Source organism: Stenotrophomonas sp. Sm2128, assembly GCF_030985535.1.
In the GTDB taxonomy this organism is placed as follows: Bacteria; Pseudomonadota; Gammaproteobacteria; order Xanthomonadales; family Xanthomonadaceae; genus Stenotrophomonas; species Stenotrophomonas maltophilia.
This window is the reverse complement of record NZ_JAPTFQ010000054.1, coordinates 17993-32811: the sequence shown is the minus strand read 5'-3', so window position 1 is coordinate 32811 and position 14819 is coordinate 17993. Positions and strand designations below refer to the sequence as shown.

Genomic DNA, 14819 nt, shown 5'->3' with positions numbered 1-14819 from the left:
CGCGGCATGGATGCCGCGGCCAAGCCCCCAAGGACGGGTTTACGGCGTCCCCCGCCAACCCATCCTGGCCCGGCCCTTCTCGCAACCCCTGACCACCGACCAAGCGCCGTTGCTGTTGCTGTTGCTTCAAAACCAGCCTGCCGCAGGCAGCGCCGCAGCCGCCGCTGCGAGGAAACCTGAATACGTTCGAACACCTCACCTCAATCCCCCGCCCCAGCGGCCGATAACGGGGTTGTCACGGCGTATCCCGCCGCTGACCGGCTCGGCGCCGCCCGCCCGTTTCGACCTGGTCCTGCTCGATGAATCTCCTGCATCGCTGGCAACACTACTTCAGCAATCTCTCCGTCCGGCGCAAGCTCAACCTGCTGACGCTGCTCATCGCGCTCGGCGTGATCGCGCTCTCGGTGATCGCCGCCCGCATGCAGTACCTGGACCTCACCGAGACCCGCAAGACCGCGCTGAAGACCCAGGTCGAACTCAGCTACGGCATCCTCCAGCACTACCACCGCCTGGCCGGCACCGGCGAACTCAGCGAGGACGCCGCGAAGAGCGCCGCGTTGCAGGCCCTGGAAGTGATGCGCGCCGAGAACGATACGTACTACTTCAACATCTACGACACCGGCTACCGCCTGCTGATGCACCCGTTCCGCAAGGACCTGGTCGGCAAGGACATGAAGGACTTCCGTACCGACGACGGCGTGCGCATCTATTACGACCAGGTCGAAGCGGCCAAGGCCGGCGGTGGCTTCGTCAACTATCGATGGGCCAAGCCGGGCAGCAAGGGCGAGGTCGAGAAGGTCGCCTACGCCGGCCTGTTCGCGCCGTGGAACTGGGTGGTCAGCAGCGGCGTCTACATGGACGACGTGCAGCGGCAGGCGCTGGTGTTCACCGCCATCATGGCGATCTCCGGTGGTGTGCTGGTGCTGATCGTGCTGGCCCTGAGCTGGGTCATCGGCAACCGTATCGCGCGCCCGCTGAAGCAGGCCACCGCCGTCGCCGAAGGCATCGCCAATGGCAAGCTGGACAGCCATATCGGCCCGCAGCCGCATGACGAACCCGGTCGCCTGCTGGAGGCCATGTCCGGCATGCAGCAGCAGCTGCATGCGGTCATCGGCGGCCAGCGCGAAATGGCCCGCCGTCACGATGCCGGCGAACTGAGTTACCGCATCGACGCCAGCGTCTTCCCCGGCGAGTACGGGCTGATGGTGCAGGAGACCAACACCCTGGTCGGCAGCCATGTGCAGACCCTGCATGACGTGCTGGACGTGGTACAGCAGTACGCAGTCGGCGACCTCAGCCGCGACATCGCCCGCTACCCCGGCGAGAAGGCGGCGATGACCACCACCGTCGACACCGTCAAGGCCAACCTCGGCCGCATCAATGCCGAGATCAAGCAGCTGGCCAGTGCCGCCGCCGCCGGCGACTTCAGCCAGCGCGGTGATGCGCAGCGCTTTGATCACGATTTCCGCCTGATGCTGGAAAACCTCAACGCAATGATGGCGGTCAGCGATGACAACCTCGGCAAGCTCTCGCAGTTGCTGTCGGCCATCGCCGAAGGCGACCTGACCGCACGCATGCACGGCGACTATCAGGGCGTGTTCGCACGCATGCGCGACGACGCCAACACCACCGTTACGCAGCTGACCCAGATCGTTGGCCAGATCCAGGCCAGTGCCTCCAGCATCACCCTCGCCGCTGGCGAGATCGCGTCCGGCAACAGCGACCTGTCGCGCCGTACCGAGCAGCAGGCCGCCAACCTGGAAGAGACCGCCGCCTCGATGGAGGAACTGACCTCCACCGTGCGCCAGAACGCCGAGCACGCCCGCCAGGCCAACCAGCTCGCCATCGGCGCGCACGGTGTCGCTTCGCAGGGCGGCGAGGTGGTCGGCCAGGTGGTCACCACCATGTCGGCCATCGAAGCCTCGTCGAAGAAGATCGCCGAGATCATCAGCGTCATCGATGGCATCGCGTTCCAGACCAACATCCTGGCGCTGAACGCCGCAGTGGAGGCCGCGCGTGCCGGCGAGCAGGGCCGTGGTTTCGCCGTGGTCGCCAGCGAAGTGCGTACCCTCGCCCAGCGTTCGGCTGCGGCGGCCAAGGAGATCAAGGGCCTGATCGATGATTCGGTCGGCAAGGTCGCCGAAGGCTCCAGCCTGGTGCACCAGGCCGGCAGCACCATGGGCGAGATCGTCGCCTCGGTGCAGCGCGTGACCGACATCATGGCCGAGATCTCCGCCGCCTCGCAGGAACAGTCGGCCGGCATCGAGCAGGTCAACCAGACCGTGGTGCAGATGGACGAGACCACCCAGCAGAATGCTGCACTGGTGGAAGAAGCCACCGCCGCCGCACGTGCGATGGAAGACCAGGCCGCGCAGCTGGCCGACGCCGTGGCGATCTTCCGCCTCGACAACCAGGTCTCGGCCGCGGTGAAGGCTGTCGCCGAACGCGTGGAACCGGCGCGCATCACCACCGTGGCACGTCCGCAGCCGACCAGCACGCCCACGCCGGTACGTCGCAGCAGCAACGCCAGCACCTTCGCCGCCAGCGACAGCGACTGGCAGGAATTCTGAGACCCACCCGCGGCGGCTTCGGCCGCCGCCTCTGCCGATGGACACGTCCCCCGTGCAAAGTCCTACTCCCATCGTCACCGGCCCGCGCGAGTTCGAGTTCGCCGACCGTGATTTCCGCCGCGTCTGCGACCTGATCTACCAGCGCGTGGGCATCGCCCTCGCACCGGCCAAGCGCGACATGGTCTATGGCCGTCTGTCGCGCCGCCTGCGCACGCTGGGCATGCGCAGCTTCCAGCAGTACCTGGACCATCTTGAGCAGGAAGACGGTGACGAGTGGCAGGCGTTCACCAACGCACTGACCACCAACCTGACCTCGTTCTTCCGCGAGCCGCACCACTTCGACAAGCTGCGCGAAGAACTGCAGCAGCGTTCCAGCCGTGCGCCGCTGCTGCTGTGGTCGTGCGCGGCTTCCACCGGTGAGGAACCCTATTCGATGGCGATCACCGCCTGCGAGGCCTTCGGTACGCTGAAGCCGCCGGTGCGCATCATCGCTACCGACGTCGATACCCAGGTACTGGCCACCGCGGGCCGCGGCGTCTACAACATCGACCGTGTCGCCAATCTCGACCCGGACCTGCGCCGCCGCTACTTCCAGCGTGGCAGCGGTCCCAACGAGGGGCAGTGCCGCGTGCTGCCGGCGCTGCGCGAGCTGATCGAGTTCCGTCCGCTGAACCTGCTCGCCCCGCGCTACGACGTCGGCGGCCCGTTCGACGCGCTGTTCTGCCGCAATGTGATGATCTACTTCGACAAGCCGACCCAGCGCGCCATCCTCGGCCGCCTGGTGCAGCACCTGGCCGACGATGGCCTGCTCTACACCGGACACTCGGAGAACTACCTGCACGCCGCCGACCTGATCCAGCCCTGCGGGCGCACCCTGTACCGCCGCGCGGCAAAGGCCGGCTCATGAACGCCTCACTGCGTACCGACGACGTGATGCGCTACCAGGATGCACGCTTCCAGACCCTTGCCGCCAAGCTGCTGCCCACCCAGTACCTGGTGGTCGATGACACCACCGCGCTGACCACCACCCTGGGTTCGTGCGTGGCCGCCTGCCTGCGCGACCCGGTGCTGAAGATCGGCGGCATGAACCACTTTCTGCTGCCCGAGGGCAACGCCGGCGACGGCGCGCCCGCGCGTTACGGCAGCTATGCGATGGAACTGCTGATCAATGACATGCTCAAGCGCGGCGCGCACCGCAAGCGCATCGAGGCCAAGGTGTTCGGCGGCGCCAACGTACTGAAGGGCTTCACCAGCAATCCGGTCGGTACCCGTAACGCCGAGTTCGTGCGCCAGTACCTGCAGGCCGAGCATATTCCGATCATCGCCGAGGACCTCTGCGGCATCCATCCGCGCAAGATCTGGTTCTTCGCCGATACCGGCCGCGTGGTGGTGCAGCGCCTGCCGCACGCCCACGAGGCCGAGGTGGCTGCCACCGAATCGGCAGTGCGTGCGCGCCTGTCCAAGGCCCCGGTCACCGGTGGCGTGGAGTTGTTCGAATGACCCTGACCGGCAACGCCCCCTGCCGGGTCCTGATCGTCGACGACTCCGCCGTCGTGCGCCAGATGCTCACGGAAATCCTGTCCAGCGATCCGGCCATCGACGTGGTCGGCACCGCTGCCGACCCGCTGCTGGCGCGCGAGAAGATCAAGCGTCTGGCCCCGGACGTGATCACGCTGGACGTGGAAATGCCACGCATGGACGGCCTCGCCTTCCTGGAAAACCTGATGCGGCTGCATCCACTGCCTGTGGTGATGATTTCCTCGTTGACCGAGCGCGGCGCCGATACCACGCTGCAGGCACTGGCACTGGGCGCCGTGGACTTCGTCTCCAAGCCCAAGCTGGACGTCGCACGCGGCCTGCAGGGCTACGCCGACGAGATCATCGCCAAGGTGAAGATGGCGGCGCGCTCGCGGGTGCGCCCGCTGGTGCGTGCTGCCGCTCCGAAACTCCTGCTGGAAGCAGCTCCTGCAATGCGCCCGGCTGCACCGCAGTTCCGCACCACCGACCGCCTGATCGCGATTGGTTCTTCGGCCGGCGGCACCGAGGCGCTGCGCGTGGTGCTGGAAGGCATGCCGGCCGATGCGCCTGCCGTGGTGATGACCCAGCACCTGCCTGCCAGCTTCAGCAGCGCCTTCGCCGAACGCCTGGACCGGCATTCCGCGATGGCCGTGCGTGAGGCCAGCGACGGCGAGGCAGTGCTGCCTGGCCATGCTTACCTGCCACCGGGCGGCAAGCACCTGCGGATCATCCGCGACGGTGCGCGCTGGCGATGCCGCGTCGACGATGGCCCTGCAGTGAACCGTCACAAGCCCGCGGTGGACGTGCTGTTCCGTTCGGTCGCGCAGAGCGCGGGCGGCAACGCCATCGGCGCCATCCTCACCGGCATGGGTGACGATGGCGCGCGCGGCCTGCTGGAAATGCGCCAGGCCGGCGCGCCGACGCTGGTCCAGGATGAAGCCACCAGCGTAGTCTGGGGCATGCCCGGCGCTGCCTTCAAACTGGGAGCGGCCGAAGAACAGGTGCCATTGGAACGGATCGCCGAACGACTCTTGGCGCTCGCCCGCGGCTGATCGTCCGCGGCATCGCACCGCCTGATTCCCTCTTTCAGATGCCGGCCCCGGAAGGGCCGGCACGGCTGTCGTGTTTTCCAAGGAGTTTGACCATGGCCCTGCGTCTCTTCCGTTACCAACCGTCACTGCTGGCGGCCGCTCTGCTGGCTCCGCTGGCAGCCACCGCTGCCGGCGTGCCGGCACCGCCGCAGGCCACCCCGGGGCTTCCCCCCGCCCCCGTCGCGAAGGGCACCGCCTGGACCGATCGCGTTCAGATCCAGAGTGGTCCGGATACCGCATCGAAGCGCCTCCACGCACCCGACGTGGCGTTGCGCATCGTCACCCCCGATGACAGCGAGTCGCTCACGCCAAAGGGCCTCGCACTGCTCTTCAGCGGCAATGAGCCGGACTACTTCCGGCGCAACACCCTGCCCGGCAGCATCGTCGAGAGCCAGGCGAGCCCCGCCACCACGCTGATGCCCAACGTAGCCAGGGCGCTGGTGGGTGGCTACTTCAGCTATGCGCCCGACGCGCTGCCCAACCAGAGCAGCACTCTGCGTTTCAGTGCAGACACCTGGGCGCTGGTGCACCAGGGCAACACGCGGAAGGATCCCCTTTACCGCCTCAACCACGTCAGCACGATCGAGCAACGCCGTGCCGATGGCACCCTGGCTGAAATCATCAGATGCAGTGACAGCGACGACCGGGCGACCCTGGGCGAGTGGCAGGCCAATGACTACGCCAGGCTCAAGATTGCCGCCCAGGTGATCACGATGAAGTGCACCGAGCAGCTCATCAAGCGAATACCGGCGATGTACCCTCGCCCGCTTGCTGCTGAAGATCTCACGGCCTACGCAGGCGGTGCCGTGCCGCCGGCACGGGTGCGCATCTATGCCAGCCTGGGGCGGACCACCACCCTGTACACCGACGCCGCCTGCCGCGAGGATTACCGTGACAGGATCGACGTCAAGTACAACAACGCCGGTGACAAGGGCGTGCTCGGCATCCCCGCCACGGAAACCCTGCGCAGCAAGGAGAACGAGCGGTTCTCCATGCTCAGCTACCAGGAGTACGAAGTCGCCGGCGGCAAGCCGCTGATTGTCGAAGCGCGCTTCGACGCATCAAGCCGCATGTACTGCGACGGGCAGTTGTCGGGTCAGTTCGTGGCCAGGCCCGGACAGGACTACGAAGTGGAAATGGAAGTGGCCGACAAGATGTGCCGCCTGCATCTGCGCCAGGTACACGCCGATGGCAGCACGACGCCACAGGTCGCACGCAAGACCCCCAGCACCTGTGAGGGCACGCGTGCGCCGGTCCGCATTGAACCGCGGCAGGACATGCAGGTCCTGCTGTTCAGCCCAGGCCAGCTGCAGATCCAGGATGCCCGCCAGGGCGGCGCACCGGAACGGTTGACCGACGACGCGGGCAGCACCGAGGCACTGCGGAAGATGCTGCAGCAGGCCAGCAGCAATCCCGGCACACGCCTGTGCGTGGTGATACCGGCTACCGATTACAGCAGCGCCCTTCACGATGCCGTGCGCGAACGCGTACTGGACGCACCGCAGGTATTGCCCAGCCTGTGGGAAGAGGCGGCCACGGTGAACAGGCGCCGCAGTGCCGCCGCCGATGCTCCGGTCGACATCGCCGCTGCGATCGCCCATTGCAATGCGTTCCCGATCAGGGAGTTCGCGCCGCGCTGAGCAATCGCTCCCCTACCTTCGGCTTTCGCCGGGCATCAACCACCAGAGCGCGCACAGCGCCTCATCTTCGTTTCCCCAAGGAGTACTACCGTGGCATTACGCCCAACCTGCCTCACCGCCGCGATCGCGGCCACCCTGCTGCTGGCGCCGTCGGCCTACGCCAACGACGAAGCACCCACACCCACGCCTGCCGTGGCTTCCGCAGTCACCAGCGGATCAACGCTCGATCCAGCAACGGATGCGGCGACCGCGCCAGACGCGGCGCACGCCCCCACCGCGGCCGATCCGGCCATCGGGAATGTCACAGCCGCCGTGGCACCTCCTGTCGACTACAGCAGCCTGCAGCACATCAAGGTCACCTCCGGACTGGGTGCAGGCCCCAACGGCAATCGCGTGGGCGATCACGTGCTGCGCCTGGTGATGCGTGCCGATACCGCTGCCGTCACCGCGGCCAAGGTCGGCCTGTCTGCTCTTGCGTTCGTCACTGGCGTGGGTGACATCGGTACCAGCAACAGCTTCAGCAAGAACAACGTCCGTGGCGAGGACATCCACTCTGTGCCCAGCCCGGCCTTCGGCGCATTGCCCGGCATGATCCGCGAGCAGCTGGCACTCTATTTCGCGGCCCACCCCGGCGCCATTCCCAGCGACGAGCGCACCGTGGAAGCCAGCGCCGGCCAGTGGTCGCTGGTGTACCAGAAGCTCAGCGATGCAGAGACCCCCTACGAGCTGCGCCACGATGTAACCATCGGCTTCCCGGTGGTGCGCAAGCTGTTCCGCAGCGCCAGTGGCGGCCAGGGCGTGCACTGCCGGGACGAAGCACGGGTTGCCCCGCTGCAGGAATGGCAGGCAGACGACTATGCGAAGGCCAAGGCGGCGTCGCGTGAGTTCGCCGAGGCCTGCATCGCGCGTTTCGTGGCTGAGCTGCCCCGCCTGTTCCCCGACCATGGCGCTCTGCCGCAGCCTGCGGTGGAAGCCGAGCTTCCGGCGGAAACGCCGGCCGTGACCGAGGAAGCGGCGGCCGTTACCCAGGCCTGAACCTGGGTACGCCCCCAAACGAAGAACCCCCGGCTCTCACCGGGGGTTCTTCGTTTCAACGGCATGCCGGCCAGCGGCCGGCACTACCGCATCAGGCAGCGACCGTGTTGGCCACGTCCTGGTATTCCTCGATCTGGTCGAAGTTCATGTAGCGGTAGATCTCCGCACCATTGGCGTTGATCACGCCGATGTCCGCCATGTACTCCTCCTTGGTCGGGATGCGGCCCAGACGCGAGCAGATCGCGGCCAGTTCGGCCGAACCCAGGTACACGTTGGTGTTGCGGCCCAGGCGGTTCGGGAAGTTGCGGGTCGAGGTCGACATCGCGGTGGAGCCTTCGCGGATCTGCGCCTGGTTGCCCATGCACAGCGAGCAGCCCGGCATTTCCATGCGGGCGCCGGTGGCGCCGAAGGTGCCGTACACGCCTTCCTTGGTCAGCTCCGAAGCATCCATCTTGGTCGGCGGAGCCACCCACAGGCGGGTCGGCAGGTCACGCTTGCCTTCCAGCAGCTTGGCAGCGGCACGGAAGTGACCGATGTTGGTCATGCACGAACCGATGAACACTTCGTCGATCTTGGCGCCAGCGACTTCGGACAGGGTCTTCACGTCGTCCGGATCGTTCGGGCAGGCCACGATCGGCTCGTGGATGTCGGCCAGGTCGATCTCGATGACAGCGGCGTACTCGGCGTCGGCATCCGGCTCCAGCAGCTGCGGGTTGGCCAGCCACGCCTCCATCTTCTCGATGCGACGCTGCAGCGAACGCGGATCCTGGTAGCCCTCGGCAATCATCCACTTCAGCAGGGTGATGTTGCTGGTCAGGTACTCGATGATCGGTTCCTTGTTCAGGCGCACCGAGCAACCGGCCGCCGAACGTTCTGCCGAGGCGTCGGACAATTCGAACGCCTGTTCGACCTTCAGCTCCGGCAGGCCTTCGATTTCCAGGATGCGGCCGGAGAAGATGTTCTTCTTGCCAGCCTTGGCCACGGTCAGCAGGCCCGACTTGATCGCGTACAGCGGGATCGCGTTGACCAGGTCACGCAGGGTCACGCCCGGCTGCATCTTGCCCTTGAAGCGCACCAGCACCGACTCCGGCATGTCCAGCGGCATCACGCCGGTGGCCGCAGCGAAGGCGACCAGGCCCGAACCGGCCGGGAACGAAATGCCCACCGGGAAGCGGGTGTGCGAGTCACCACCGGTACCCACGGTGTCCGGCAGCAGCATGCGGTTGAGCCAGCTGTGGATCACGCCGTCGCCCGGGCGCAGCGAAACGCCGCCACGGGTGGAGATGAACTCCGGCAGGGTGTGGTGGGTCTTCACGTCCACCGGCTTCGGGTAGGCGGCGGTGTGGCAGAACGACTGCATCACCAGATCGGCCGAGAAGCCCAGGCAGGCCAGGTCCTTCAGCTCGTCACGGGTCATCGGGCCGGTGGTGTCCTGCGAGCCGACCGAGGTCATCTTCGGTTCGCAGTAGGTGCCCGGGCGCATGCCCTGGCCTTCCGGCAGGCCACAGGCGCGGCCGACCATCTTCTGTGCCAGCGAGAAGCCCTTGCCGGTGTCGGCCGGCTGCACCGGCAGGCGGAACAGGTTGGTCGGGGCCAGGCCCAGCGCTTCGCGCGCCTTGCCGGTCAGGCCACGGCCGATGATCAGCGGAATGCGGCCACCGGCACGCACTTCGTCGAACAGCACTTCGGACTTGACCTGGAACTCGGCGATCACTTCACCGTTCTTCAGCGCCTTGCCTTCGTACGGACGCAGCTCGACCACATCGCCGTGCTCCATCTTCGACACGTCCAGCTCGATCGGCAGTGCGCCGGCATCTTCCATGGTGTTGTAGAAGATCGGGGCGATCTTCGAACCCAGGCAGACGCCACCGGCGCGCTTGTTCGGGATGAACGGAATGTCATCACCGGTCCACCACAGCACGCTGTTGGTGGCCGACTTGCGCGAGGAGCCGGTACCGACCACGTCGCCGACATAGGCAACCAGGTGGCCCTTGTCCTTCAGGTCGAGGATCTGCTGGATCGGGCCGCGCTTGCCGTCTTCTTCCGGGGTGAACGGCGCGTCGTCGCGCTTGTTCTTCAGCATCGCCAGGGCGTGCATCGGGATGTCCGGGCGGGTGGTCGCATCCGGTGCCGGCGACAGGTCGTCGGTGTTGGTCTCGCCAGGCACCTTGAACACGGTGACGGTCAGGCTCTGCGGCACTTCCGGGTTGCTGGTGAACCACTCGGCATCGGCCCAGCTCTGCAGCACGGCCTGGGCGTTGGCGTTGCCGGCCTTGGCCTTTTCCTGCACGTCGTGGAACGCGTCGAACACCAGCAGGGTCTTCTTCAGGCCGTTGGCGGCGATGGTGCCGACGCTGGTGTCGTCCAGCAGCTGCACCAACGGCGCAACGTTGTAACCGCCGAGCATGGTGCCCAGCAGTTCGGTGGCGCGCTCGCGGCTGATCAGCGGGTTCTGCTCGCTGCCCAGCGCGATCGCGGCCAGGTACGAGGCCTTGACCTTGGCTGCGTCATCGACGCCGGCCGGCACGCGGTGGGTCAGCAGGTCGAGCAGGAACTCGGCCTCGCCCTGCGGCGGGTTCTTCAGCAGTTCGATGACATCGGCCGTCTGCTGCGCGCTCAGCGGCAGCGGCGGGATGCCAAGCGCAGCGCGCTCGGCGACGTGGTGGCGGTAGGCTTCCAACATGACAACTCCCGGGTAATGCGTAGGTTGAAATAACAAAGTGGGCTCAGGCTTGCGGCACGATCAGCTTCAGGCCCTTGAAGTAGTCGCGGTAAAACGTGTCGTTCCAGGTGATCAGGCCGTCGCACTGCAGCAGTGCGTGGGCGCCGACCATGAATTCGTCCAGGCTGCGGCGGCTGCCGCCGCGCTGGCGATGACGGCGGTGCATCTCGCCGGCGCGCAGTGCCGACTTGGCTTCCATCGGGTTGAAATGCACGCCCATCTCTTCCAGCGCTTCGAGCACTTCGGCACCGCCGCGCAGCGAAGCGCAGACTTCGGCCAACGTCGCGCCACAGACCACCACGCGGCCGCCGACCAGGCTCTGCCGCAGGATGGCTTCCACGGCATCGGCCTGCGGACCATTGCTGAGCAGCTCGACCAGCACCGGTGAATCGACGGCGATCATCACGGCTTACTCCTCGTCACGCACCGCGCGCACCGCCGCGTCGGACGATTCGAAGCCGTCCAGCGCGAACTTGCCGCGCGCCCGTGAAATGGCATCGTCAACACTCTTGCGCAGGATGATGCGGCTGCCGTCCAGCTCGACCTTCAGCAGCGTGCCCTTGGTCAGGCCGAGGGCATCACGCACCGCCTTGGGCAGGGTGATCTGTCCGCGTTCAGCAACGGTGGCTTCCATGGGGGTACGCCTCAAAAAGTATGCATGAATTATACATACTCGCAGTATCTGGAACAAACCCGCCCAATCCGTGACCGCGATCCTGCGCTGGTCGCATCCGGGGGTTAGACTGGCTCCGCAGCGACCTGCTGCGGCCCCGGGCTGGACGCACCGCGTGCCGCCCGCACCTACCCGCCATAAAAGGATGTTCCATGCGCGCCTTGACCCTTGCCCTGATGCTGGCTGCCCCGCTGGCCCTTTCGACGACGGCAGCCCACGCCAATCCGTTCGGCGCCTACACCACCGGCGTCGAGATCACCCAACAGCAGATGGACACCCTGGAAGTCGGCAAGACCAGCCAGGACCAGGTCCGTGAGAAGTTCGGCGCACCCGGTCGCCGCGAACAGCTGGGCGACACGCAGGTCTGGTACTACGACTACGTGAAGATCAAGACCTTCGGCAAGAACATCCAGGAAGCGACCGTCCTGGAATTCAACAAGCAGGGTGTGCTGACGGCCAAGTCCAAGAGCAACGCTGTTGGCAAGACCGGCAATCCGCTGCTGGATGCCGCCAACGGCAAGTAAGTCCTGCTCGACACGCACTTCCGGACGGGGCGCCCATGGGCGTCCCGTCTGCGTTCTGGCCAGCGGGCGACGACCGCACGCGCTGACACGAAGGCTACACACACCGCTGTAACCTTGCGTTCCAAGCCAGCCGGGTCATTGCCGGGCGCTGGATCGCCGATACTGGGCAGGATCCGGGGCCGGAATGCCACCGGCGACCGCAAGCAGGCCCCTGCACGCACGGGCCAGAGCAAGCCATCCGCAAGAAGGAGTTACCCCGCATGAGCGATTCGTTCTCCACCCGCAGCCAGCTGAACGTCGGCGGCAAGACCTACGACTACTTCAGCCTGCCCACGCTGGGCCAGCGCTTCGATATCTCCCACCTGCCCTACTCGATGAAGATCCTGCTGGAGAACCTGCTCCGGCACGAGGACGGCGGCATCACCGTCGGCAAGGACCACATCGAAGCCGTGGCCCGCTGGAATCCGGCGGCAGAACCGGACACCGAGATCGCCTTCATGCCGGCGCGCGTGGTCCTGCAGGACTTCACCGGCGTGCCCTGCGTGGTCGACCTGGCCGCGATGCGCGATGCGGTGGTCAAGCTCGGCGGCTCGCCGGAGCAGATCAACCCGCAGATTCCCTCCGAACTGGTCATCGACCACTCGGTGCAGGTCGATGTGTTCGGCAAGCCGGACGCACTGGACCTCAACGGCAAGATCGAATTCCAGCGCAACCAGGAACGCTACGGCTTCCTGCGCTGGGGCCAGAAGGCCTTCGACAACTTCAAGGTGGTGCCGCCGAACACCGGCATCGTCCACCAGGTGAACCTGGAAAACCTCGCCCGCGTGGTGATGACCGCGGAGAAGGATGGCAAGGCCGTGGCCTACCCCGATACCGTGTTCGGTACCGACAGCCACACCACCATGATCAACGGCATCGGCGTGCTGGGCTGGGGTGTGGGCGGCATCGAAGCGGAGGCCGCCATGCTCGGCCAGCCATCGTCGATGCTGATCCCGCAGGTGGTCGGCTTCAAGCTGACCGGCAAGCTGCCCGAGGGTGCCACCGCCACCGACCTGGTGCTGACCGTCACCCAGATGCTGCGCAAGCTGGGCGTGGTCGGCAAGTTCGTCGAGTTCTACGGTGACGGCCTGCAGCACTTGCCGCTGGCCGACCGCGCCACCATCGGCAACATGGCCCCGGAATACGGCGCCACCTGTGGCATCTTCCCGATCGACGCCGAGTCGCTGAACTACCTGCGCCTGTCCGGCCGCAGCGAAGAGCAGATCAACCTGGTCGAGGCCTACGCCAAGGCGCAGGGCCTGTGGCACGAGCCGGGCAGCCCGCACGCCCAGTACAGCACCACGCTGGAACTGGACATGGGCACGGTGAAGCCGTCGCTGGCCGGCCCGAAGCGCCCGCAGGACCGCGTGCTGCTGGAAGACGTGCAGAAGAACTACCGTGAAGCCCTGGTCGGCATGACCGCCAACCGTGACAAGCGCAGCGACGACGTCTCCTCGTTCGTCAACGAAGGCGGCGGCGCCGCGGTCGGCAACGAGCAGCTGGCCAAGGGCTTCGCCGACATCGAGATCGAAGGCCGCAAGGTCCGCCTGAAGGACGGCGCGGTGGTCATCGCTGCCATCACTTCGTGCACCAACACCTCCAACCCGGCGGTGATGATCGGCGCCGGCCTGCTGGCCCGCAATGCGGCCGCCAAGGGCCTGAACCGCCAGCCGTGGGTGAAGACCTCGCTCGGGCCGGGCTCGCGGGTGGTCACCGATTACCTGGAAAAGGCCGGCGTACTGAAGGAGCTGGAAAAGATCGGCTTCTACGTGGTCGGCTACGGCTGCACCACCTGCATCGGCAACTCCGGCCCGCTGCCGACCGAAGTCAGCGCCGGCATCGCCACCGGCGACCTGGTGGTCACCTCGGTGCTGTCGGGCAATCGCAACTTCGAGGGCCGCGTACACCCCGAAGTGAAGATGAACTACCTGGCCAGCCCGCCGCTGGTGGTGGCCTACGCCATCGCCGGCACCACCGACATCGACCTGACCACCCAGCCGCTGGGTACCGGCAGCGATGGCCAGCCGGTGTTCCTGCGCGACATCTGGCCGAGCAACAAGGAAATCGGTGACGTCATCGCCGCCACCATCGGCCCGGAGATGTTCAAGCAGAACTACGCGGATGTGTTCAAGGGTGACACCCGCTGGAACACCATCGCCTCGCCGGACGGCAACCTGTACTCGTGGAGCGATGCGTCCACCTACATCAAGAACCCGCCGTACTTCGATGGCATGACCATGCAGACCGGCAGCATCGACGACGTGCATGGTGCGCGCGTGATGGGCCTGTTCGGCGATTCGATCACCACCGACCACATCTCCCCGGCCGGCAACATCAAGAAGGACTCGCCGGCGGGCCGCTTCCTGCAGGAACGTGGCGTGCAGCCGGCCGACTTCAACAGCTACGGCAGCCGCCGCGGCAATGATGACGTGATGGTGCGCGGCACCTTCGCCAACATCCGCATCAAGAACCTGATGTTCGGTGGCGAGGAAGGCGGCAACACCCTGTACTACCCGGCCGGTGGCGGCCAGCCGGAAAAGCTGGCGATCTACGATGCGGCCATGAAGTACAAGGCCGACAAGGTGCCGCTGGTGGTGCTGGCCGGCAAGGAATACGGTACCGGCTCGTCGCGTGACTGGGCTGCCAAGGGCACCCTGCTGCTGGGGGTGAAGGCGGTCATCGCCGAAAGCTTCGAGCGCATCCACCGCTCCAACCTGGTCGGCATGGGCGTGCTGCCGCTGCAGTTCCGCAACGGCGAGAACGCGCAGAGCCTGGGCCTGGACGGCTCGGAAGTGATCGACATCACCGGCCTGCAGGATGGCGCCAGCAAGCGCGCCACGGTCACCGCGACCAAGGCCGATGGCACGAAGAAGACCTTCGAGGTGTCGGTGATGCTGCTGACCCCGAAGGAAGTCGAGTACTTCCGTCATGGTGGCCTGCTGCAGTACGTGCTGCGCCAGTTGGCCAGCAAGTAACGTTCCGCTCTCGGTAGAGTCGACTGCTAGTC

General features: G+C 66.4%; 11 protein-coding genes. 8 read left to right on the top strand and 3 right to left on the bottom strand.

The features are described 5' to 3' along the window. Nucleotides 1-299: 299 nt before the first annotated feature. The 6 genes from O0K41_RS15125 (at nt 300) to O0K41_RS15100 (ending at nt 7854) form a co-directional block, all read left to right on the top strand. On the top strand, nt 300-2570 hold the full coding sequence (locus tag O0K41_RS15125) for a methyl-accepting chemotaxis protein (protein WP_099484320.1): 2271 nt from the start codon (nt 300-302) through the stop codon (nt 2568-2570). A 37-nt stretch (nt 2571-2607) separates the two neighbouring features. Further along, nucleotides 2608-3477 (top strand): CheR family methyltransferase, encoded by an 870-nt coding sequence (locus O0K41_RS15120; protein WP_088436941.1) that lies wholly within the window; start codon nt 2608-2610, stop codon nt 3475-3477. Continuing rightward, a complete protein-coding gene (gene cheD, locus O0K41_RS15115; protein WP_005409511.1) occupies nt 3474-4070 on the top strand; it encodes a chemoreceptor glutamine deamidase CheD in 597 nt (198 codons plus the stop codon). The genes O0K41_RS15120 and cheD overlap by 4 nt, the downstream gene beginning before the upstream one ends. Beyond that, a complete protein-coding gene (locus O0K41_RS15110) occupies nt 4067-5140 on the top strand; it encodes a chemotaxis response regulator protein-glutamate methylesterase (protein ID WP_005409510.1) in 1074 nt (357 codons plus the stop codon). The genes cheD and O0K41_RS15110 overlap by 4 nt, the downstream gene beginning before the upstream one ends. Before the next feature lie 92 nt (nt 5141-5232). Further along, nucleotides 5233-6819 carry a hypothetical protein gene (locus tag O0K41_RS15105; protein ID WP_164223006.1) on the top strand — a complete coding sequence of 529 codons (1587 nt, stop codon included), beginning with the start codon at nt 5233-5235 and terminating at the stop codon, nt 6817-6819. A 90-nt stretch (nt 6820-6909) separates the two neighbouring features. Next, the gene (locus tag O0K41_RS15100; RefSeq protein ID WP_049449856.1) at nt 6910-7854 is read left to right on the top strand and encodes a hypothetical protein; all 945 of its coding nucleotides are present in this window, start codon (nt 6910-6912) and stop codon (nt 7852-7854) included. A gap of 91 nt (nt 7855-7945) precedes the next feature. Here O0K41_RS15100 and acnB read toward each other — a convergent pair whose 3' ends face one another. From acnB to O0K41_RS15085, 3 genes are read right to left on the bottom strand one after another with little or no spacing between them, the layout of a single operon-like run. Beyond that, nucleotides 7946-10537 (bottom strand): bifunctional aconitate hydratase 2/2-methylisocitrate dehydratase, encoded by a 2592-nt coding sequence (acnB, locus tag O0K41_RS15095; protein WP_005409507.1) that lies wholly within the window; start codon nt 10535-10537, stop codon nt 7946-7948. Between the two features lie 43 nt (nt 10538-10580). Continuing rightward, the gene (locus O0K41_RS15090; RefSeq protein WP_005409506.1) at nt 10581-10979 is read right to left on the bottom strand and encodes a type II toxin-antitoxin system VapC family toxin; all 399 of its coding nucleotides are present in this window, start codon (nt 10977-10979) and stop codon (nt 10581-10583) included. Nucleotides 10980-10985: 6 nt separating this feature from the next. Next, nucleotides 10986-11210: an AbrB/MazE/SpoVT family DNA-binding domain-containing protein gene (locus tag O0K41_RS15085; protein ID WP_005409505.1), complete on the bottom strand. Its 225-nt coding sequence runs from the start codon at nt 11208-11210 to the stop codon at nt 10986-10988. A 191-nt stretch (nt 11211-11401) separates the two neighbouring features. Between O0K41_RS15085 and bamE the strand changes: the two genes are divergently transcribed. Then, a complete protein-coding gene (bamE, locus tag O0K41_RS15080; protein ID WP_005409504.1) occupies nt 11402-11773 on the top strand; it encodes an outer membrane protein assembly factor BamE in 372 nt (123 codons plus the stop codon). Between the two features lie 260 nt (nt 11774-12033). Continuing rightward, nucleotides 12034-14787 (top strand): aconitate hydratase AcnA, encoded by a 2754-nt coding sequence (gene acnA, locus O0K41_RS15075; protein ID WP_164223003.1) that lies wholly within the window; start codon nt 12034-12036, stop codon nt 14785-14787. The last annotated feature ends 32 nt before the right edge of the window (nt 14788-14819 follow it).

What these genes read in the sequence shown, in the direction of transcription:
- O0K41_RS15125 (WP_099484320.1), top strand. Translation starts at nt 300, where the DNA reads ATGAATCTCCTGCATCGCTGGCAACACTACTTCAGCAATCTCTCCGTC.
- O0K41_RS15120 (WP_088436941.1), top strand. Translation starts at nt 2,608, where the DNA reads ATGGACACGTCCCCCGTGCAAAGTCCTACTCCCATCGTCACCGGCCCG.
- cheD (WP_005409511.1), top strand. Translation starts at nt 3,474, where the DNA reads ATGAACGCCTCACTGCGTACCGACGACGTGATGCGCTACCAGGATGCA.
- O0K41_RS15110 (WP_005409510.1), top strand. Translation starts at nt 4,067, where the DNA reads ATGACCCTGACCGGCAACGCCCCCTGCCGGGTCCTGATCGTCGACGAC.
- O0K41_RS15105 (WP_164223006.1), top strand. Translation starts at nt 5,233, where the DNA reads ATGGCCCTGCGTCTCTTCCGTTACCAACCGTCACTGCTGGCGGCCGCT.
- acnB (WP_005409507.1), bottom strand. Translation starts at nt 10,537, where the DNA reads ATGTTGGAAGCCTACCGCCACCACGTCGCCGAGCGCGCTGCGCTTGGC.
- O0K41_RS15090 (WP_005409506.1), bottom strand. Translation starts at nt 10,979, where the DNA reads ATGATCGCCGTCGATTCACCGGTGCTGGTCGAGCTGCTCAGCAATGGT.
- O0K41_RS15085 (WP_005409505.1), bottom strand. Translation starts at nt 11,210, where the DNA reads ATGGAAGCCACCGTTGCTGAACGCGGACAGATCACCCTGCCCAAGGCG.
- bamE (WP_005409504.1), top strand. Translation starts at nt 11,402, where the DNA reads ATGCGCGCCTTGACCCTTGCCCTGATGCTGGCTGCCCCGCTGGCCCTT.
- acnA (WP_164223003.1), top strand. Translation starts at nt 12,034, where the DNA reads ATGAGCGATTCGTTCTCCACCCGCAGCCAGCTGAACGTCGGCGGCAAG.